General features: G+C 67.1%; 18 protein-coding genes and 1 tRNA gene. 10 read left to right on the top strand and 9 right to left on the bottom strand.

Annotated features, from left to right (window positions below):
- Window positions 1–138 precede the first annotated feature (138 nt).
- Window positions 139–1503 carry a DNA repair protein RadA gene (gene radA, locus DEA06_RS06975; protein WP_116647227.1) on the bottom strand — a complete coding sequence of 455 codons (1365 nt, stop codon included), beginning with the start codon at window positions 1501–1503 and terminating at the stop codon, window positions 139–141.
- A 145-nt stretch (window positions 1504–1648) separates the two neighbouring features.
- Between radA and DEA06_RS06980 the strand changes: the two genes are divergently transcribed.
- Together DEA06_RS06980 and DEA06_RS06985 are read left to right on the top strand one after the other, a co-directional pair.
- On the top strand, window positions 1649–2635 hold the full coding sequence (locus tag DEA06_RS06980; protein ID WP_116647228.1) for an adenosine deaminase: 987 nt from the start codon (window positions 1649–1651) through the stop codon (window positions 2633–2635).
- A 1-nt stretch (window position 2636) separates the two neighbouring features.
- Window positions 2637–3104 (top strand): DUF296 domain-containing protein, encoded by a 468-nt coding sequence (locus DEA06_RS06985; RefSeq protein ID WP_165817949.1) that lies wholly within the window; start codon window positions 2637–2639, stop codon window positions 3102–3104.
- Window positions 3105–3171: 67 nt separating this feature from the next.
- On the opposite strand, the gene DEA06_RS06990 is transcribed toward DEA06_RS06985, so the two are convergent.
- The gene (locus DEA06_RS06990; RefSeq protein WP_116647229.1) at window positions 3172–4128 is read right to left on the bottom strand and encodes an L-lactate dehydrogenase; all 957 of its coding nucleotides are present in this window, start codon (window positions 4126–4128) and stop codon (window positions 3172–3174) included.
- Between the two features lie 215 nt (window positions 4129–4343).
- Here DEA06_RS06990 and DEA06_RS06995 point away from each other — a divergent pair.
- Window positions 4344–4434, top strand: a tRNA-Ser gene (locus DEA06_RS06995).
- A 246-nt stretch (window positions 4435–4680) separates the two neighbouring features.
- Here DEA06_RS06995 and DEA06_RS07000 read toward each other — a convergent pair.
- Together DEA06_RS07000 and DEA06_RS07005 are read right to left on the bottom strand one after the other, a co-directional pair.
- Window positions 4681–5454: a hypothetical protein gene (locus DEA06_RS07000; RefSeq protein WP_133241712.1), complete on the bottom strand. Its 774-nt coding sequence runs from the start codon at window positions 5452–5454 to the stop codon at window positions 4681–4683.
- Between the two features lie 26 nt (window positions 5455–5480).
- Window positions 5481–6239, bottom strand: coding sequence for an FHA domain-containing protein (locus tag DEA06_RS07005; protein WP_116647231.1), 759 nt, complete (start codon window positions 6237–6239; stop codon window positions 5481–5483).
- Between the two features lie 128 nt (window positions 6240–6367).
- Between DEA06_RS07005 and DEA06_RS07010 the strand changes: the two genes are divergently transcribed.
- From DEA06_RS07010 to DEA06_RS07020, 4 genes are all read left to right on the top strand, one after another.
- On the top strand, window positions 6368–7339 hold the full coding sequence (locus DEA06_RS07010) for a SpoIIE family protein phosphatase (protein WP_165817950.1): 972 nt from the start codon (window positions 6368–6370) through the stop codon (window positions 7337–7339).
- 55 nt (window positions 7340–7394) lie between these two features.
- A complete protein-coding gene (locus DEA06_RS07015) occupies window positions 7395–9854 on the top strand; it encodes a DUF4407 domain-containing protein (protein WP_165817951.1) in 2460 nt (819 codons plus the stop codon).
- Window positions 9855–10018: 164 nt separating this feature from the next.
- On the top strand, window positions 10019–10147 hold the full coding sequence (locus tag DEA06_RS16900; protein WP_276308345.1) for a hypothetical protein: 129 nt from the start codon (window positions 10019–10021) through the stop codon (window positions 10145–10147).
- 84 nt (window positions 10148–10231) lie between these two features.
- On the top strand, window positions 10232–11878 hold the full coding sequence (locus DEA06_RS07020) for a hypothetical protein (protein ID WP_133241713.1): 1647 nt from the start codon (window positions 10232–10234) through the stop codon (window positions 11876–11878).
- A 59-nt stretch (window positions 11879–11937) separates the two neighbouring features.
- Here DEA06_RS07020 and DEA06_RS07025 read toward each other — a convergent pair whose 3' ends face one another.
- Window positions 11938–12858 carry a hypothetical protein gene (locus DEA06_RS07025; RefSeq protein WP_116647234.1) on the bottom strand — a complete coding sequence of 307 codons (921 nt, stop codon included), beginning with the start codon at window positions 12856–12858 and terminating at the stop codon, window positions 11938–11940.
- Between the two features lie 348 nt (window positions 12859–13206).
- On the opposite strand from DEA06_RS07025, the gene DEA06_RS07030 reads away from it, so the two are divergent.
- Together DEA06_RS07030 and DEA06_RS07035 are read left to right on the top strand one after the other, a co-directional pair.
- On the top strand, window positions 13207–13758 hold the full coding sequence (locus DEA06_RS07030) for a hypothetical protein (RefSeq protein WP_116647235.1): 552 nt from the start codon (window positions 13207–13209) through the stop codon (window positions 13756–13758).
- A gap of 108 nt (window positions 13759–13866) precedes the next feature.
- Entirely contained in the window at window positions 13867–14976 is a 1110-nt protein-coding gene (locus DEA06_RS07035) for a DNA-processing protein DprA (protein WP_205781228.1), read from the top strand.
- 1305 nt (window positions 14977–16281) lie between these two features.
- On the opposite strand, the gene DEA06_RS07045 is transcribed toward DEA06_RS07035, so the two are convergent.
- On the bottom strand, window positions 16282–16800 hold the full coding sequence (locus tag DEA06_RS07045; protein ID WP_116647237.1) for a hypothetical protein: 519 nt from the start codon (window positions 16798–16800) through the stop codon (window positions 16282–16284).
- Window positions 16801–16975: 175 nt separating this feature from the next.
- Window positions 16976–17317, bottom strand: a complete 342-nt coding sequence (locus DEA06_RS07050) for a metalloregulator ArsR/SmtB family transcription factor (RefSeq protein ID WP_116647302.1) — start codon at window positions 17315–17317, stop codon at window positions 16976–16978.
- 90 nt (window positions 17318–17407) lie between these two features.
- Between DEA06_RS07050 and DEA06_RS07055 the strand changes: the two genes are divergently transcribed.
- Complete coding sequence (locus tag DEA06_RS07055; protein ID WP_205781229.1) at window positions 17408–18724, top strand: FAD-dependent oxidoreductase; 1317 nt, start codon at window positions 17408–17410, stop codon at window positions 18722–18724.
- A gap of 51 nt (window positions 18725–18775) precedes the next feature.
- Here DEA06_RS07055 and DEA06_RS07060 read toward each other — a convergent pair whose 3' ends face one another.
- Both DEA06_RS07060 and DEA06_RS07065 read right to left on the bottom strand, forming a co-directional pair.
- Window positions 18776–19171, bottom strand: coding sequence for a low molecular weight phosphatase family protein (locus DEA06_RS07060; RefSeq protein ID WP_116647238.1), 396 nt, complete (start codon window positions 19169–19171; stop codon window positions 18776–18778).
- Window positions 19168–19872, bottom strand: coding sequence for a helix-turn-helix domain-containing protein (locus DEA06_RS07065; RefSeq protein ID WP_116647239.1), 705 nt, complete (start codon window positions 19870–19872; stop codon window positions 19168–19170). The genes DEA06_RS07060 and DEA06_RS07065 overlap by 4 nt, the downstream gene beginning before the upstream one ends.
- Window positions 19873–19914: the final 42 nt, after the last annotated feature.

Here is a 19914-nt window from a genome sequence, read left to right on the forward strand (position 1 = left end):
TCGGCCCAATGGAGTTCCTGATCGTGGGCGCCGTGTGCGCCGCAGGCCTCGTTTTTCCGGTGGCGCTGAGTCTCGCCGATCCGCGACGGCGGCGTCCGGGGCGCAACTAGCCCCCACCGCATCACCGACCCGCGTCGATCAGAAGTCGGGCGTATCACCGCGCCGAGGGGCGTGACGCACCTGCAGGTCGTTCAGGGCGCCGCTGAGACTCTTCGACCTGTCGTCGACGAGATGGCGGTAGCCGAGTCGCGCGGCTTCCGACCTCCGCTGCGCCGACTGCGTGACCGGGCGGATCTCACCGGCGAGGCTGAGCTCGCCGACCGCGGCGGACTGCGGCGGAGTCGCCCGATCGTTCATCGCTCCCGACACGGCGATCGCGATCGCGAGGTCGGCGGCGGGCTCCACGAGCCGGACCCCGCCAACGGTCGAGACGTAGACGTCGTTCTTCGAGACGTCGAGACCGGTGCGCTTCTCGAGCACCGCGAGCACCATCGCGACCCGGGCCGCGTCTACGCCGCTGACGATCCGCCGTGGGTTGGGGGCCTGGGTGGGGATCGTCAGAGCCTGCACCTCGACGGGCAGCGCGCGGCGCCCCTCGAGGGCGATCGTCACGCAGGTGCCGGGCACGGGGTCGCCGTGGCCGAGGAAGAGACTGCTGGGGTCGGGCACCTCGGTGATCCCGTCGCCGGTCATGTCGAAGCATCCGACTTCGTCGGTGGGGCCGAAGCGGTTCTTCAGCGCCCGCACGAAGCGCAACGACGTCTGGCGATCGCCCTCGAACTGGCAGACCACGTCGACGAGGTGCTCGAGGATGCGCGGGCCCGCGATGGAACCGTCTTTCGTCACGTGGCCCACGATGATGACGGGGAGCCCGCGCTCTTTCGCGGTGCGGATGAGGGTCGAGGCGACCTCGCGCACCTGGCTCGGCTGACCAGCCGCGCCGTCGGACATCGACGACGACACCGTCTGCACGGAGTCGACGATGAGGAGCTCGGGCGCGACCTCGTCGACGTGACCCAGGATCGTCGCCAGGTCGGTCTCGGCGGCGAGATACAGCTCGTCGTGCAGGGCGCCGGTGCGCTCGGCGCGCAGGCGCACCTGTGCAGTGGACTCCTCAGCGCTGGCGTAGAGCACGCGTCGGCCGGCACGGGCGCTCTGGGCGGCGACCTCGAGAAGCAGCGTCGACTTGCCGACGCCCGGCTCACCGCTGAGCAGGATCGCGGCACCGGGAACGATGCCGCCCCCGAGCACCCGGTCGAACTCGCCCACGCCGCTCGTGCGGCGGGGTGCATCGGTGGTGTCGATCTGTGTGATGGGTCGTGCAGCGCGTGATGCCGTGGGGGCGACGGCGCTGATGGAGCGCAGGATGCCGGTCTGCTCGGCGACCTCGACGACGGTGCCCCATTGCTGGCATTCGGCGCAGCGCCCCGCCCACTTCGACGTGGTCCACCCGCACTCGGTGCACCGGTACGGCGCGGGCGGAGCGGAGCGTCGGGTGGCCATGGGATCAGGCTAGCCCGCGCCTGCGACATCACGGCCGGTGTGCCGCCGCTCTTCGATCGCTCGCCGATGCGCGAGCGGGCCGCAGGACGTGGTTTGCTCGAGGGGTGCCGGGTCACGCACGCGGCCGGCAGATGCGCGGAGGTAGATGATGGGGCCCACGGCCGAACTGCACGTACACATAGAGGGCACCCTGGAGCCGGAGCTTCTCGTCCGTCTCGCGCGCCGCAACGGCATCGACCTGCCGACCTACGACGTCGACGAGCTGCGGGCGACCTACGCGTTCACCCGTCTGCAGGACTTCCTCGACGTCTACGAGGCGAACACCGCGGTGCTCCGCACCGAGGAAGACTTCGCGGAACTCGGCGATATGTACTTCCGCCGCGCAGCGGCCGCGGGAGTGGTGCGCGCGGAGGTCTTCTTCGATCCTCAGGCCCACGTGCGGCGCGGAGTCCCGATCGAGGCGGTGGTCGGGGGCCTCGGAGCGGCCGTCGATGCGGCGCGCTCGCGGGGGATGTCGGCCGATCTCATCCTGTGCTTCCTCCGCGATCTCGGACCCGAGGCCGCGATGGAGATCTTCGAGGCAGCGCTGCCGTTGCGCGACCGGTTCATCGGGGTCGGGCTGGACTCCACCGAGGTCGGCTATCCGCCGTCGCTGTTCCGCGACGTCTATGCGCGCGCCGCCGCAGAGGGACTCCACCGCGTCGCGCACGCCGGCGAGGAAGGCGGGCCGGACTACGTATGGGAGGCGCTCGACGTGCTCGGAGTGGAGCGGATCGACCACGGCAACCGTGCCCTGGAAGACCCGGCGCTCGTGGCGCGGCTGCGCGACGACGGCGTCGCATTGACCGTGTGCCCGTTGTCGAACCTCGCCCTGCGCACCGCCCCGCCGGAGCTGTCGGCGCATCCTCTGCCCGTCATGCTCGAAGAGGGGTTGCTCGTCAGCATCCACAGCGACGACCCGGCGTACTTCGGCGGCTACGTCGACGACAACCTGCGGCAGGTGCGCGATGCCCTGCACCTGGATGACGAGACCATGCGGCGACTCGCGGAGAATAGCTTCGTGTCGAGCTTCGCCCCCCGCGCGCAGGTGGAGGGGTGGATCTCGCAGATCCGCGCCGGAGCGGTGGGCTGACGTGCGGGCGGCGAAGGTCACGCTGGGGCGACGGTGGATGCTGGTGCTGGAGCCCGGTGACGAGGTGCTCGCAACGGTCACGCGGTGGGCGGAGCGGGAGGGCGTCACCTCTGCCACGGTGGACATGTTCTTCGGCGCGCTGCGCAGCGCCCGCCTGATCGCGACGAACGGGTCGATGGACGACCCCGAGCCGCCGCTCCCCGACCAGGTCGAGGTCGCCTATCTCGAGGGCGTGGGAGCCGGATCGATAGGAACGGTGGGCGGTCGGACGGTCGTGCATCTGCACCTCGCCGCCGGCGCGAAGGGGGAGGGCGGGGCCGCGTACGCCGGCCACCTTCTCGCGGCCGAGACCCACTACACGCTCGAGATGGTGGTGCAGGAGGTGCTCGATCCGGTGTTCCGGCTCGAGCCCGACGCGGTGTTCGGCATCAACTGCCTGCACTTCGACGAAGCGACGGCGGTGTCGTGAGCAGACGGCGTGGCAGACCCGCCCTGATCTGAACCCTCCGACGAGAGACTTCGGACAGCGCCCCGGGCTACGCGCCGCGCAGCGACTCAGCCACCGTCGACAGGGCGTCGGCCGAGCGCCGCAGCAGCGTGTGCTCGTGATCGGAGAAGGAGGTCTCGGGAATGGGGACCGCACCGGCGGCACTCACGATCGAGGGCACCGACAGGGCGACGCCGTCGAGGCCGTGGAATCCGTTCAGCACCGTGCTGACGGGCATGACCGCGTGCTCGTCTCCGAGGACGGCCTCGACGATCCGCGCGCTGGAGAGGCCGATGGCGTAATTCGTCGCGCCCTTGCCCTGGATCACCTTGTAGGCCGCGTCGCGCACGTCGATCGCGATCGCGTCGAGTTCGTCCTGTGTCATGCGGGGGTGGCCGGGGGCCTCCCACTCGAGGATCGGCACCGTGCCGATCGTCGCGCGCGACCACAGCGGGAACTCGGTGTCGCCGTGCTCGCCCACGATGTAGGCGTGCACGCTCGACGTCGACACCCCGGCGCGCTTGGCGAGGATCCACCGCAGCCGCGAGGTGTCGAGCACCGTGCCGGAGGCGAAGATCCGCTCGCGGGGGAGGTTCGTCGCCTCCTGCGCGAGCACCGTGAGAACGTCGCAGGGGTTGGTGACGATCACGTAGATCGCGTCGGGTGCCGCTTCGAGCAGCTGCGGCATCATCGTGCGGAGGATGCCGGCGTTCGTGGCGGCCAGTTCGATGCGCGACTGCCCGGGGTTCTGCTTCGCGCCCGCCGTGACCACCACGACGTGCGAACCCTCGACGACCGACAGATCGCTGCCGCCGATGATGTCGCTCGTGCCGGTGAACTGCGTGCCGTGCGCGAGATCGAGCACCTCGGCCTCGACCTTCGCGGTGGCGATGTCGTAGAGGGCGACGTGCCGTGCCGACCCCCGGATCAACGCGGCATAGGCCACGCTCGATCCGACGCTCCCGGCACCCACGACGGTCAACTTCGAGTTCTCGATCACGCTCATGCGCTCAGTTTCGCAGGGGGCGGGTCGCGGCGCAGGTCTTTTGTCTCGACGGTGACCGACCGCCCCGAGGCCCAGGGCCGTGGGCTCGTGTGGCGGAGTCCGTCCCTGTCCGTGCGGCGTGATCGCGGGGCGGCGGAGGTCGTCGAGATGGGCTGAGCGGATGCTGCGCTCGCCCCGGTTCGCGCGAGCCCGTGGCGTGTCGTAAGCTGGTCGGCGGTGACGTGTCCGAGCGGCCGAAGGTGCAACTCTCGAAAAGTTGTGTAGGGTAACCCCCTACCGTGGGTTCAAATCCCACCGTCACCGCCAGTTTTACCAGATCAGCGCCCCTTTTGCGGGCGCTTTTCTGCGTCCTGGGCATGGAAGTGGGCAAATCTTTACCCAAATCTTGCCCACGAGGCCATCGCGAGGCGGTCTCGATGCTTCTGAACCCCGGAATTACGCGGTTGCGCCCTCGCATATGAAAGGGTCGACACGCCGTACCTGCGGTGGGACGGGCACTCTCAGCCAGTCGGCCGACTCGTGGTCAAACGGGTGCTGCCATGCCCCCACCGCTCAGCCAAGCGCCACCAGCCCGAGGGCCCCGGCTGCTTCGGGTTCGGCGAGCAGCATGCGGTAGGTCAGGTGCTCGCGGTTCAAGAACCACGCCAGCATCCCCTCGTCGACCCACGTGCCGGGGTAACCGCCATCGGTCGCCACCCTTCGCACTTCGCTGCGCCGCTGGCTGAAGCTGCGCTGGGTGAGGTTGCGTAGCGTCGCATCGGTCAGCGGGCGGGGCGAGACGCAGGGGCGCAGGCTCAAGAACTCGCGGAAGATGTGGGCGATCGTGGTGAGATGCGGTGGGGTGAGCTCGACACGGGTGTGAACGACGGGCGGCGAGATCGCGAGGTCTCCGGTTCCCGTCGAAATGCCCTGCGGCGCGGGAATCGGCTCGCCCGAGCTCATCACCTCGAAGAGAAGCCAGCAGGAATCTTCGTTACGCGGATGCTGAAGCTGAAGCGTCTGAGTCCGAGCCTTGCCGTTGCGCACCCACCAGAGGCCGTCGCCGAGCGCGCGACGGGCCGCGTGTCCGTGCAGACCCGCGGGGATCTCGGTGTCGTTGGCCTCGCCGAAGCCCCACCGGCGGTACACGAGACCGTGCGTCTGCGAGAGATTCTCAAGATAGACCACGCCGTCGAATAGGGCGAGGCGCCCGGCCCGCGAGCTGATGTGCGTATACGTCTCGCCCTCGGCGTTGACAAGGCGCACGCGACTGCGCGATGACGAACCGAACTCGACGGCGTGCCCGTGGTTCGACAGCACGGCGGCGCCCTGCCGATGAGCGCCCACGTGCGGAATGACCCGTGCGTGTCGCATCACGTCACCACGAAGACGCAGTCAAGGTCGGCGAAACGCACGACGGCTCCGTCGGCGAGGCGCGCGGTGGTGTCGCGGCCGACCCGCCCGCCCTGCACCCAGGTGCCGTTCGAAGAGTGGTCGGTGACTTGCCACCCGCTCGTGCTCCACGCGATCGTGGCGTGACGGCCGCTCGCGTGACGGCTGGTGAGTCGGATGTCACACGTCTGCAGCCTGCCGACGACGGCGCGCTCGGTGATGCGCTGTCGGGTGCCGTTCATGATCAGCCAGGCGCGGTGCGCGGCGTCGGGCTTCGGCGCGCTCAGCAGTGCGCTGCGCACGTCGGCACCCAGCACGACCGTGGCCTTCTCAGAGCTCGCAGAGATCACGACCGCTCCCCCGTGGCGCACTGCGGGCACCTCGCGCAGTAACAGCCGCACGCCCGCGGTCGGCACACCCAATTCGCGCAGACGTTCGTTCACCGCTGCTTCAAGGCCGGAGCGCTGCGCACGCACGGCACGGTAGTCGCGGTCGGACACCCCCACTTCCACGCCGGTGGGCAGCTCAACGGCGTTTCGTGCACGCGTGAGCACCGTGTCGGCGGCGACAGCCACCACACGCGCTCCCAATGCGCCGTACTCCTCGGCGGATGTTTCGTCCCCCGACATTCGCGAACCCCCCGGGTTGCGACGATAGCGCGACTTTAGCCGCATCGCTGCGTAGATGACTCCCGCCAAGATCAGCGAGATCACCAGGATGCCGATCACGGTCTCGAACACGACTGCCTCCTTCGTCGGCGCGATTGTTCACTGCCTAATCTGGCGACGAATCGGGGCACGGCAGCCGGTCGGCGGGGAATGCCCCGCAAACGGAGGATGCCGGCAAATCCGCGGGCAGGATGAGCGTCGTGAACACGCCACGACAGATGATCGCCTGGCCGGTTTCGACCGCGTCGGGCTCGATCCTCGGAGCCCGCTCGGTCAACCATGACCGCGTTCTCGCCACGCCCGATGCGCTCATCGTCGTCGACGGCGCGGGCGAATCGCGCGAGGCCGCCGGCACCGCTACCGCGGGTCTGGGCGGTGCCCTGCTCGGGCTGACCAAGGCCACCCAATCGCAACAGCCGAGCGCGCTGGCGATCGTGCAAGAGGCGGCGAGCGCGGTTGCGACCTTCGGCCCGTCGGGCGCGTCGGCGACGATCACGGCACTGCAGCTGGTCGCCACCGACCTGCCGACCGCGCAGGTGGCGTGGCTGGGCGACAGCCCCGCGTTCCTTCTTCGCGACGGCGTGCTGCAGCAGCTCACCCGCCCGCACAACCGCGCGCAGGAGATGGCCGAACGACACCTGCTCACCTTCGACGAGGCGAAGGTCAGCCCGATGTCGACCGTGCTGACCCGTGGCATCGGAGCGCTCGACGGGGCGCCCGAGAGTATCTCGGTGGCGCTCGCCGAGGGAGATCGGCTGCTCGTCGCATCGGACGGGGTGCTGGCGATCCCCGACGCGCGGCTGGCGTGGGCGCTGTCGCAGGGCGACGATGCGCGTGCAGCCGTGGATGCCGTTCTTGAAGCCGCCGTGGACCACCGCGCGAGCGACAACGTCGCCGTCGCCGTGCTCGTCGTCGACGTCGCGCCGTGGTCGGCATCCGGGGTCTTCGTCGCGTCCGACCCGCGCGAACGCGCGGCCACCTACGACACGGACGAGCTGTTCCTCGATGCGCCGCTCTCCCCTCCAGCGGAGGCATCCGGCCTGCGCTCGACGCGCGAGTCGAAAGCGTCGCTGCCAGACGGCCACCCGGGCCGGCGCCCCCGTCGCGAGATATTCGGACGTGGCTCGCGTCGCTCGGGTAACAACCGGGCCACGGGACCGCTGCCCGACTGAGCTCCACAGGCCGCCTCCTCGCCTCCTGCCTACTGCTGACCTGAAAGGCCTTCTGATGAGCCAGCCGCTGCCGCCCGCATCGCCCAACGACGACACCCCTGACGAGCCCGGCGACCTGCCCACCGCCCCGCTGCCGACCTCGGACGGCGAAAAGTCGCACACCCCGACCGCGCCGCTGCCCGACAGCCCCGTCACGCGCGCTTTCGCCATCACGCCTGACCGCATTCTGGAAGAGTTGCCCGCCGAGTCGGGCGAGACCGCATCCGAGGCCTTGCACTACATCGCCTTTGCGTCGCGCGATGGACGGCTCGACCGCGTCGGTCTGGGCACGTACAGCGACGTCTACGCCGGGCACGACCGCGACGGCGCACCGGTGGCGATCAAGATGTTTCGCGGCGACGACGCTGAGGCCATCCGCCCGCTCGTGGCGAAGGAGTGGCGAGCGTCGCAGCGCGACTTCGGCCCACGCGTCGTGCACTCGTATGCCGCGTACCTCGTGAGCAACGACCTCGGCGATCGCGCGTGGGCGCTCATAATGAACCTCGTGCCGGGGCAGAACCTCGCGCAGGTGATGACCGATGTGGCGCTCGGCGCAAGCCTCGACCACGAGACCCAGGTGCGCTGGTTGCGCGCAGCCCTCGACGGCCTGCAGGTGCTCGCCGCGGCGCAGCACCAGCTGCGCGACGTCAAGCCCGAGAACATCGGGCTCGACCACGAAGACCTGGAGCAGGCGCTGCCGGTGTTCTTCGACCACGGCGCCGCCAAGCGCGAGGGCACGATGACGCTGATGTACGCGGGCACCCCTGCCTACGCCGCGCCCGAGTGGACCCGCCGCACAGAAGATGGCGACCTGAGCAAGGTCGATATCTACTCGCTCGGCGCCTCCCTCATCGACGTCTTCACCGGCGGGCAGGGCTTCGAAGGGGGCGTGATGGATGACGAGCGCGGACTCGTCGGTCGCCCTCGACTCGACGATCTCCGCCTGTCTCCCGACGTCGCACGCGTGCTGCGCGGTGCGCTCGTGAAAGACCCGGCGCTGCGTCCCGGCGTCGACGAACTACTCGACGTGCTGACGATACCCACACTCACGACACCGCCTTGGGATCCGTACCGCCCCTACGCCGCCGGAGCGGGCACCGCAGCGCCCGAGGCGACGACGCCCCTGCTCGCCGATCGCGCGGAGGCGTCGTCAGAATCGGACACCGCGCCCCTTCCCGACTTGCACGGTGCCGCATCCGGGTTTACCACCACCCCTTCCCCGCCGCTGCCCACCGGACTGCAGGGGCGGCCCGACCCGGTGCGCGTCCCCGCGGCCCAGCCCGCCTCGCCGCTCGCTGACGTGCGTCTGTTGCCGCTCACGGAAGAAATCGCGTCGCTCGAGCAGCGCGGCACGATGACTCCGGTTCGGGGTCGGTGGCTGGAGAAGTTCGCAGGCGTGGACCCCCGCTACGTCGTCAAGCGCAGCAACCGCGTCGTCTACAACATCGTCGGGCTGCTGCTCATCATCTACGCGGTGTACGCGACATCCGCGATCACGGCGCTGGTCACGATGGCCACCGGCGACACCAGCGCGTGGCGGGTGGTCGTCGGCATCCTCATCGGCGCGCTCGTGGCAACCGTCGTGGTGAGCGTCGACCGCTCGATCATGGCGATGTCGAGCGCCAATCTGAAAGACCTCGACGACCCCGCGCTCGATGACAACCCGATGGGGAAGCGGGTGAGCGCGACGATGATCCTGCGCGTGCTGTTCGCCGTGCTGTTTGCTGTGCTCGTGGGTGAGGCCGCGAACCAGGTGATCTTTGAGCGCGACATCACCGCGCACATGGCCGACGTGAACGAGGCGCGCGTCGCCGAGCGGCAGGCCGGTATCAGCGCAGACTACGCCGCCGAGCGCGCCAACCAGGAGGCGAAAATCGCCGCCGCCGACGCCGCGATCGCCGACTACCAGTCGCAGATTGACGCCGCCCAGGCCCGCGCCGCTGGCGAGGCCGCCGGCACGTTCGGCACCATGGCCGCCGGATGCGAGGAGCAGTGCTTGCTGCACCTCAACCAGGCATCTGCGCTCATCGCTGGCCAGGCCACGTTCAACGAGCTGCGCAACGGCGAGATCGTCGACGCACGTGCTGAGCTCGACACACTCGACGCCGCTGCGGCCTCCGATCTCGACGAAGCCCGCGTCGACATCGGCAACGACGACGGTCTGCTGTCGCGGGAAGAGGCGCTGTGGGAGATGCTGACGGCCGACCCGTGGATGCTGGCCCGCTACGCGCTCGTCAGCCTGCTGCTGCTGTTCGTCGAGCTCGCGGCGGTGCTGATCAAGTTCGCGACCCGCGGCAACAACTACGAGCGCGCGCTCGCCCGTGCGCTGCGCCAGGAGGAGCGCGCCGACCGGCTGCGCCACGGAATGCTGCGCAACCTCGCCCGCCGCCGGGCTCGCGACAACGAGAAGGCGCTTGCCGACGCGGATCGGGCGTTCTACACCTCGCCGGCGCGGCGCACCGCGACCTGGGGATGAAGCCGGGCCGCCCGGAAGAGGTCGAGCGCGAGGATTTGACCGCCAGGTGATCCACAATTGCTTCTTAGTCCTAGCAAACGCTGCCGCCACGCGAACGCGTCATTAAGCGCGGAGTTCAGGACGCCGTAGAGGTCGCCGCACGGCGATGCGGCGCACACTCGAAGATGCAGTTCGTTGACCTCAGCCTCGCGCGCTACGGTGAACTCGTGCCGGTCCCCTTGGGCGGAGATCCCGCTCGGCAGATCGACCTGACCGGTGAGCCCGGGCAGGACGACGAGCCCAGCGAGCTGTGAGTCGTGAGACGGTTTGCGCTTCCCGCTTCCTTGGACGCTCTCGGTGATGTCCTGAGGGCTGGTCCCAACCCCGAGGCGGTCTTCGTGGCTCTCCACGCACGTTCCGTCATCCGTCGAGAGCAGGATTCCCAACGGGCGGACTTGATGCCGCAGTTCGCCTGGCAGGCTGGGCACATCGTGGCGGTGGCGGACCACATGCTCGAGCGACTCAACACCCCATGGCATATCGACGAGGTCGGAACGACGGAAAGCGAGCTCTGGGCCGCTCAACTTCGTGAAGGGCTTGATGTTTTCGCGCGAATCTGTTGGTGCCTTCGATTCGGACACACCTTCGCCGCCGTCGCGCTAACTCGTCGCTTCATCGAGCGTTGGACGTACAACCTGGCGTTCTCAACCGACGTCGCGCAGGACGCTAAGGAGCGCGATCAGGACTACGTTGAACGAGTGTGGTCCGCTTACGCGGCGCGGGTCGATCCTCGTCGCGTCGCGAGCGACTGGTCCGCCCTGTCTGAGCTTCTTCACGGTCGAGCTGCCACGCTCGGAGCCAACCCGTTGTCGCGGATCACCCTTGCAGCTCCTGTCGATCCCCGACGTGCGGTGCATGACTTCGTCGTGCGCGCTTGCGAGGCGCCCTTTTTTCAGGTCTGCGCATCAGTGAACACGGTTGCGGCGGAGCACGGGGTGATGACACCGGAGACGCACGCGCTCTTACTCGCACGCCCAGCCGACTTCCCATCCGAGCCTTTCCCCAAGTCGATGGATCCGGAGGCTTTCCTCAGCGTTTTTCATGAGCCGCTGACCGTCGAGTTTGTTCGCTCGGAGGGGGCGGATGTTGCCCTCTCCTGGGGTGAGACTTATCGCAGCATCATTCGCGCTCGGGCAGAGCGGCCGCTGGCTTTGACACAGTTCCACTCTTGGATGTCACTCGAGGAGCGCTGGGTCAGAACCATCGAAGTTGCTCGCTATGCCTTTGAACTCGAAGAAGAGATCCTCGGCAGCGACTTCGATCCTGGCCGGCTTCGGACTCGCGTGCTTTGGTATCAGGTCATCACTGAGGTGACCGAACTGGCCGCAGGTGAGGTCGACGACGCTGAGCACGCGAACGCGTTGCGGACGGCCGCCGCTGCGCTTGAGTCCGCATGGATCCTGTGGTTGCAGGACGTTGACGATTCCTTGACCTGCATGCGCGGCGTTCTAGAAGCTGTCGCGAAAGCACGGACCTATCGGCTGAAGCCCCGGCTCGCTGAGAAGCTGACCTTGCGAGGAAGAGGCGCCTCGCCTCACCGGTGGCTCGACGCGGCCGGGTGGGGGAGGCTGAGCGCCTTTGCACGCTCGCTCGGAGAGTTCGCGCACATCCAAGAGCGCTCGCGTCACAGCGGCTCGCGCGAACTGCTTACGAGCATTCAAGAGAACGCACCCGTCGAAACTGCTGCGTTGACTGGCCGGGGCAGCGCCCTCGAGCGGGTAGCAATGCTGCTGGGGACGGAGATCGCGGCGACGCTCGAGACACTCGACCCCGAGGTGGCAAGTGCTTGTCAAACCGTCGTTCTGGGAGAGACGTCGACGGAAACCGAAGCGAGCCTCGCCGAGTGGTTGGATCGTGTCTTCCGACACCGAGATCACAATTTCGGAGATGCCGACTACTCGACGGCCGAGGTATACGAGCGGTGGCTTCAGAAACGAAGCACGGTGCAGGACGGCGGCGAGGCCCCGCGTCCCTCAAAGAAGTAGATCGGGTCTGCTCTGATGTCGCCCAACTCGGTTCTCCGGGTGATCCCCAACCTCACCACTCATAGGCCCAGGTGCGGGCGCAGCTGTCGGGTCGCTTGGTTCGGGAAGTTCAGAAACCGCGTCCGCGCGGGTAGCCAGCGTCCCTGACAGCACTGGGAGAAGTCACGGTCCAAGCCGCAAGGGCACCTATCGGTCGCGCTGACGTAACGTCCTGGAAGGCGCGGCACGTCGAAGGCGTCCTCCGGGAGGATGCCCGGCTCGTAGATGAACTCCCCGATGCCAATCCGCCATTCTGTTTCGCCCGGGCGAAGTGACGGCATTTTGTCCTCGAACTCGAATCGATCCACAGCGCCGACGTGAACGAAAAAGCTGAATCCTCCGAACCGGAGGGCGGCGCCGACACCGGGTCCGAACGTTCGCAGCTCCGCCTCGATCCGGGCTCTCGGATTCACGTCCGGCACCGTCAGGTTCACGATCTTCAACGCGATAACAGAGAACCTGCTCCGCGAGTAGACGTCCTGCTTCAATGCTGCGAGGACTTCGCTAAGAGCCCAGGCGGGAAGGCGAATGTGGCGAAAGATGTGGTGAGGACTCATATGGGCCTTGAACAGCACCCCCAACAGCGCCCGCAACGCGAGGGTCGAATCGACGCTGTCGAGACGGACCAACTCATCGGTTTCTCGATGCAGAGTGAGCGAGCGCGCGGCGAGTTCCTCTCGCGTGCCGCGAACGATGTTCGCGAGATACCCCTCGGCCGCGCCGAGGAAATTCTCGCACGTGCGGCACATCATGTAGTGCTTCTCGATGTCTTGACTGCGGGTGTGAACACCGAGCGAGTCGTACTTTCCGAGTACGTAGCCCTCGTCCTTCAGCCACCTGCCCGCCCAACGAGGCACGACGTGGCCGAGCTCAAGCTGGGCGTAGGTGCCGCACAGGATGCAGGTGCCGTACGTGGTCTGCTTCGCGTCGCTCCCCGCCACGAGGATGCGCCTGCCTGCAATTGGAGTTTCGACGGTACGACGAACGTCGTGGGGTAGGCGAGGCGGGGCGGTCTGCTCTGCCCTGAACCGTTTGCTTCGTCGTCCGCTCACCGCTTCGCCCCTTCCATGCCTCGACATCCCATTTTCCCGTAGGTCAATCGTCCGTCACGCGCGGAGCAGAGCAGCAACGCGCCAGACTGGGGCATTTGAATGGGCATGGCGCACTGGGCGTGCCCCGGGTGCGCCATGGCGCTGTTCGGCAGTTGCTGCTGAATGCTGGCCAGAATGTCTGGGCTGAAAAGCTCGCGCGGTGCGGGCGAAGGCCCGTCTCGTCCAACGGAGCACGTTATGAAGTCACGCTCCTACTCGGCAAGACGTCCGCTCGACGGCCGCGAACCGCCTGTCGCCGGCCGCGCGAAGCGAGAGCGGTGGAACGCCCACGGACTCCGCTGGGCTTCGTTCGTGTTTTTCGCACTCGCCGTTGTGGTGGGTGCGTGGGTACTATGGCTCGCGATCGACAAAGACTTCACGCTGACCGTCGGGGACGGTGTCCTTCGAGGCGCTCTCGTGCTGGCCCTCGCCGGCGTCGGCTCTTTCCTCACCATCGAAGCGCGCAGGCACTTCCGTGAGGCAGACAGCGCCGAAGACGTGAAGCTGGCCCTCGCCGCGCTCGAGCCCTTCTACGCGGGCGCGGGCGATGTCGAGCGCACCGAGGTGCGCCGCGAGCTCGGTGACACGGTCTTTATCAAGAACACCCTTTCCCGATTCAACAGCCGCGACGCCGCCAAGCACGCCGGGCCCACGAACGATCAGTTGAATCAGATCGTCGACCTGATCTCGAAAGGTGCCGACGCGACGTCCAAGGTGACGAAGCAGGCCGGAAGTATGCCCGGAGCCTGAGCCGGTGCCCGGTCGGCTGTGATCCGTGGCGTGGTCGCCAGGTTGTGCACGTCCCCGCGCGCAGGTCGCCGAGCAGAAACGGGGCCCAGTAGAGGTCGGATGTGGTCGGTGTCGAAGCTCGTCCGGCGCGAAGGACAAGGAACGCGCATCAAGTTCGGCCCGAGAAGCGAGCTGCAAGTGTTCACTCCACAGTCGCCGTCATTCCCAGATCAGCTCTTCTCCTGTGAGGTCCTGGGTGAGATCGCTGCGCTCGAAGCGTGGCGGTCATATTGGAACGTCGTCTGCCACGCGTACTCTGTTGATATGGACCCGCGAGCTGATGATGCAGCCGCGCTCCTGGCGCTCCTCCGACTAAAGCGGCGGGGTGAGTCGTGGGGGGCGATCGCTGCCGACGTCACCTATGAGGGAAGCGCGTCAACTGTCTTTGACGCTCGGTTCAACGACGCTCTGCTTGTCTCGCCACAAGCGGTCAGCGTGCTAGAGGAAGCAAGAGCCTTGGTCTCCCTCTGGCGTGACGAGAACCTCGAGTTCGTCACTGTCCTCGATGACCTATACCCGTCGCGGCTTCGAGACATCCATGAGATGCCTCCATTCCTCTTCTATTCAGGAGAGTTGCGCTCGGCAGACGACGGGATGTCGGTCGTAGGCTCGCGCAGCGCTTCTAGGCAGTCTCAGGAGCTTGCGGCCGAGATCGCACGCTTTCTTATCGCGGAAGATCTGACAGTCATCAGCGGGCTCGCAGAGGGGATTGATGCCGCGGCTCACAGAGCGGCGCTGGATGCGGGGGGTCGAACTGTCGCGTTCATCGGGACAGGGATCACAAAGTTTTATCCGGCCCGCAATGCCGACCTCCAGCGGGAGGTCGCCGAGCGTGGCCTTCTTATCTCACAGTTCTACCCAGACGCGCCCCCCACTAAGCAGTCGTTCCCCATCCGCAATGCCGCTATGTCCGGCTATGGTCTGGCCACGATCGTCGTGGAAGCCGGAGAGCACTCAGGTACGCGGATTCAGGCGCGGGTTGCGGGAGACCATGGTCGACCGGTCATCCTCACTTCAAGGGTCGTCGATGACACGACGTGGGGGCGTGCCCTCGTGGGAAAACCAAACGTCTATGTGGCCTCGACTATGGGCGAGATGAAGGAAGCTATCCGTTCAGTCAGGAGCGTTCCCGACGAGCTCCAGCGAGCGCTTGGTGCGCTCGCGGCCGGTGTCGCGTAGCTTTACCCCGGCTGTCGCCCAGGTTGGCGAGGCGCTCCACCGCCAGGCCGGGTCGTACCTTCGAAGCATCATTCGCTGCGACGGGCTGACCTGTCAGGTTTGCGCGACGCCGATAGACGAGGGCGCCGCGCTTTGTCAGCAGTGCGACGGACACCAGAGGGCTGGGCTACCACTCGCCAGCCGGACTGGATTCGTCGTCTATGCCCCGTTCGGGACACAGGCCTATCAGGTGGTCAGCCAATACAAGAGCGAGAGGCCGGGCCCGGCAATCACATCAACGATGGCTGGCATCCTCGCAGTCGCACTGAGAGGGCACTATTCCTGTTCCGCCGGTCTCTCCGGGTTAGGAGATACCTATTGGGCGGTCGTGCCCTCGACGCGCGGTCGGCTCGCCCTCAGCTCGATGGTGGAAAAGCTCGCCCGGTCGACGACCAGACGTGTTCAGATCTCCTACTCAGGGGAGGAAGGCCGCCGCGTTCTTGACCCGTCGGTATGGGCGCCGGAGACGACCGTTCCACCGCGCAGCCACCTGCTGTTGATTGACGACTCCTGGGTCAGCGGAGCCAGAGCCCAATCAGTCGCTTCCGCCATGGTCGCTGCTGGCTTCGAGCAGGTGTCTGTGCTGGTCGCGGCGCGTGTGATGACTCCGGGATACGGCTCAAATCAAAGCTTCATAGAAGATCACCTCACGTCGTTTGACTGGCAGAGATGCCCCTGGACAGGTGACGCTTGCCCCGACTGACGGGCGGCGTTCAGACGAGAATTAGCAGCCTCGACAAGCTCGGCGCGCTGGGCCTGCGACGCTGGGTTCACGCCACCCCGGGTCGGGCTCGATCGCGGGCAAGCGCGTGGGCAAAGTCGACGAAAGTTCTGATGCCGTCGGGCGCTTTTAGAAAGGTCAAGACCCGCGGAACGACAGCGAACTGACAGCCCCGCGCACCGTAGAAATGCGTCCAGATAAGGGTTCAAATCCCACCGTCACCGCCAGTTTTACCAGATCAGCGCCCCTTTTGCGGGCGCTTTTCTGCGTCCTGGGCGCAAACTGGGCAAGATCTCCACCCGAATGGCCGGCCAGCTGCCGGCCGATGAGCTCGCCGGAGCGGAGCATGTCGCGGACACGTTGATCATTGACCTCCAGCCGCCTCGCGGCTGCGCGGACAGCAATATCGACCAGGTCAAAGGCCTTTCGCGCTCGAAATGTCTATATCACCGACGTGTGCGGTGTGTCCTGAGCGCGATGCGTCACGCACGAAGAGGCATCTCAGGTGTTGGTGGCGGTAGAAGTTCCCTCACGGGCGATCGCGCCTATTTCCGCCGATGACCCCATACCTCGTTCCAATAGGAGGCGTCGACGCTCGAGACACGGAGCACCTCGTCGAGAGCACGGGGAGCAAGCCAAAGTTGAATCAGGTACCGGTCGACCACACCGTCAGCGAACTCACCATTTGTTCCGGCATCACGGCCCTGCGCACTCACTCGTACCCGGTAGCTCCCTGACGGGATCGGCAGGGAGCCCGCCGACTCACCGGCCCACGTCTCCCACCCGATAGGCGAGCTCGGGCGGAACACAGTCGACACCTCCACCACGTCCTCCCAGTCCTCCAGGGGAGGTTCCTCTTCCCATCGTTCGATCCGAACCTCGGACCCTCCGGAGCGCCTCGCCAACACGACATGCACGACCCCCGGAACGCCAGCACCTACCCAACCGTTCACCTGCCCGGCAAAGAAACGGTCTGCGTCACCGTCGAACGACTCCCTGCCCTGCCCCAGAGTGAACTGCCCGTAGTCCGTCGACACGACCGTGTCCATCAGCACCGACATCACGGCCGAAGCCTAACCGCACGCTCATCGCCGCCCGAGGATCGATCCGTCGCCGAAGTGGGTTGACGGGGTTGGCGACTCGAGCCGCTGCCTGGTGGTATCTCTCTGGCTGCAATCACACAGCTGAGCTGGCGCGCTCTGGAGCGATTGATTCGCTGATCCCTCGCCGTAGGTGCGACTAGGCGCGAAGTGCTCGCGCTGCGTGTTCGAGAGCTTCAGGGGCGACGCGGTAGTAAGCCCAGCGGCCGCGTTGTTCACGTGTGGCGAGCCCCGCATCGACGAGCAACTTCATATGGTGGGACACGGTTGGCTGGCCAAGACCGACGGGTTCGGTGAGGTCGCAGATACAGGCCTCGCCGCCGTCCGACGCCGCGATGAGTGAGAGTAGTCGCAACCGTGTGGGGTCGCCGAGCGCTTTGAAAGTGCGGGCAATCCGCTCGGCCTCGCCCGGGCTCAGGACTCCCGCAGTGACCGGGGTGCAACAGGTGGCCACAGGTGGAAGAGGGAGCGTCGTGGGCATGCGAAGAGTCTGCCAGGTCACATTGACATCTGTCGATACATCGACAAGCATCGATGTACCGCCTACCCAGTGATGCCTAGAGGGGCTCTCATGAACATTCTGCCTGTCGTCGTGATCGGTGCCGGGCCGCAGGGGCTCGCCGCCGCAGCCCATCTCGCGGAGCGCAATATCTCGACCGTGGTCTTGGAGGCTGGGAGCGGTCCGGCCGCGGCGGTGGCCGAGTGGGGCCATGTGCGGTTGTTCTCTGAGTGGCCGGAGCTGGTTGATCGCGCCGGGGCCCGTCTTCTCGAGTCCACGGGGTGGTCGACGCCCACGACGGGATATCCGACGGGTGCCCAGTGGATCGCGGGGTATCTCGCGCCCCTGGCCGCAGCCATGAGTGACCGGATCCGTTACGGGGCTCGAGTCGTGGGGGTGTCGCGGCTGGGCCGCGATCGTCTTGTCGACGCGGGCCGGGGTTCGCAGCCTTTCACCGTGCACGTCCAACCGGCTGACGGGGAGGAATACCGGTTGCGGGCTCGAGCGGTCATCGATGCCTCGGGCACCTGGTCGTCCCCGAATCCGGCCGGCGCTGATGGTCTGCCGGCGCTGGGGGAGAAGGCGGAGTCTGACCTCTTGTCGTACCGCATCCCTGACTTCCGCGATCGCGGAGGATTCGAGGGCAAGCACACCGTCGTCGTCGGCTCGGGTCACTCCGCGATCACCGCGGTCCTCGCGCTGGCACGGATGGCTCGACGTGACCCGAATACAACCGTGACATGGGCGCTACGTCGCGCCACGACGGGCAACGCCTTCGGTGGTGGTGAGGCGGATGAACTGCCCGCCCGCGGTGCGCTCGGGATCAAGGCGAAGGAGTTCGTCGACGCCGGCCTCGTCTCCCTCGTCACCGGTTTCCGCGTCGAGCGCGTCGTCCGTGACGGCGAACGCCCCATCCTGGTCGCAGAGGATGGCCGTACCCTCGCCGCCGATCGCGTCGTCGTGCTCACCGGGTTTCGGCCCGACCTCTCCTTCCTTTCGGAGCTGCGGCTGGAGCTGGACCCCACCCTGCAAGCCCCGGTGCGGATTGCGGCGGAGGTTGACCCCAACCTGCACTCCTGCGGTTCGGTCGCCGCGACGGGTGCCGTCGACCTCGCGCAGCCTGAACCTGATTTCTACCTGGTGGGCGCGAAGTCGTACGGACGCGCCCCGACGTTCCTCGCGCTGACCGGGTACGAGCAGATACGCAGCGTGGTTGCAGAGCTCGCGGGGGACCGGGAGGCCGCTCGGCGTGTCGAGCTCGTGCTGCCAGATACCGGTGTGTGTGGTGGGGCGGGCTTGTTCGATGCCACGGGGGCATCGCTCGGCGGCGCCTGCTGCGCCCCACCGGCCCAGGTTCTCCAGATCGGGCGCATCCCAGCATCCGTCTGATACAAGAGCGGGAGGGCGGCGCGCACGCGCTCGGCCCTCCCGCTGTTGCAGTTATCGGCTGAGGATCGTCGTCTGGATCTTGTCCGACACGGCTTCGCGAAGCGGCCGCACGGCGTCGGCGTCCCACGCCTGCGGATTGGGGAACGACCACTCCAGAACCTCGCCCCGCGGGGTTGAGGGAAGCGCCAGTCCGGGCTTCATCAGAACCACCACGTCGGCTTCATCCAGATCTGCCACCGTGACGGCGCGGGGGACGCGGCTGGTGATGTCCATGCCCAGCTCAGCGACAGTCGCGGCAACGGCAGGGTTCACCTCGTCGGCCGGGGCCAGGCCCGCTGAGGTCGCGGTGAATCGATCGCCCGCGAGGTGCTCGAGGAGCGCCGCCCCGAGCTGCGAGCGGCCCGCGTTGTGCTGGCAGATGAACAAGACGGTGGGGTTGTCGTTCACGGGTGTGCTTCCTTTGTGGGGTGGCTGAGGTCGGTCGTGAGTCGGGGAGCGAGTTCGGCAATGCGGCGCTGCAGTTCGCTGTAGGTCTCGTCGAACGCGGCGTCGCTCCCCATTCGAACGGGATCCGGGATAGACCAATGCAGGTGCCCAGACACGCCGAGTTCTTCGTGGGCGTTGTCGCAGACGGTTACGACGAAATCAGAGTCCGTCAGGACGTCGTCGAGCGCGTGGGGGTGCTGGTCGGCCAGGGAAAGGTTGCGTCGGGTGGCAACCTCGAGGGCTCCGGGGGCGATTTCGGCGGCGGGGTGGGTCCCACCCGAGGCGGCTGGAATGTCACTCACCGTGGCCCACAGCGCCGCCGCGAGTTGCGACCGCGCTGAGTTTGCCGTGCAGACGAACACCACGCGTCGCGCTCGCGCGACCTGCCCGGGGGTCAGGCCCTCGAGGGCGTCGTCGGTGAGATGAACGTAGCTGCGCCGCCTGTCGGCCTCGGACCGGGACCGGGCGATCATCCCTGCCGATTCCAGCACGTTGAGGTGATGGCTGATCAGGTTCGAGGGAATCGCGAGGGCAGTCCGAATCTCGGTGGGGGACAGATCCCCCATCGTCAGCAGATCGATGATCCGTAGGCGCGATGGATCGCTCAGCGCCGCGTGCTTAGCTGCCCGCGCCTCCAGCTTCCGAGTTCGCTCAATGTTCATTGGTTCAATCTTGACTGAAACAGTTCGGCCGGTCAAGATGGG

Origin of the sequence: Microbacterium sp. Gd 4-13, from assembly GCF_003095395.1 — a bacterium.
Lineage (GTDB): Bacteria > Actinomycetota > Actinomycetes > Actinomycetales > Microbacteriaceae > Microbacterium.

Coding starts and splice junctions, on each gene's coding strand:
- radA (WP_116647227.1), bottom strand. CDS start 1,503: ATGGCCACCCGACGCTCCGCTCCGCCCGCGCCGTACCGGTGCACCGAG.
- DEA06_RS06980 (WP_116647228.1), top strand. CDS start 1,649: ATGATGGGGCCCACGGCCGAACTGCACGTACACATAGAGGGCACCCTG.
- DEA06_RS06990 (WP_116647229.1), bottom strand. CDS start 4,128: ATGAGCGTGATCGAGAACTCGAAGTTGACCGTCGTGGGTGCCGGGAGC.
- DEA06_RS07015 (WP_165817951.1), top strand. CDS start 7,395: ATGAGCCAGCCGCTGCCGCCCGCATCGCCCAACGACGACACCCCTGAC.
- DEA06_RS16900 (WP_276308345.1), top strand. CDS start 10,019: ATGCAGTTCGTTGACCTCAGCCTCGCGCGCTACGGTGAACTCGTGCCG.
- DEA06_RS07030 (WP_116647235.1), top strand. CDS start 13,207: ATGAAGTCACGCTCCTACTCGGCAAGACGTCCGCTCGACGGCCGCGAA.
- DEA06_RS07050 (WP_116647302.1), bottom strand. CDS start 17,317: ATGCCCACGACGCTCCCTCTTCCACCTGTGGCCACCTGTTGCACCCCG.
- DEA06_RS07055 (WP_205781229.1), top strand. CDS start 17,408: ATGAACATTCTGCCTGTCGTCGTGATCGGTGCCGGGCCGCAGGGGCTC.
- DEA06_RS07065 (WP_116647239.1), bottom strand. CDS start 19,872: ATGAACATTGAGCGAACTCGGAAGCTGGAGGCGCGGGCAGCTAAGCAC.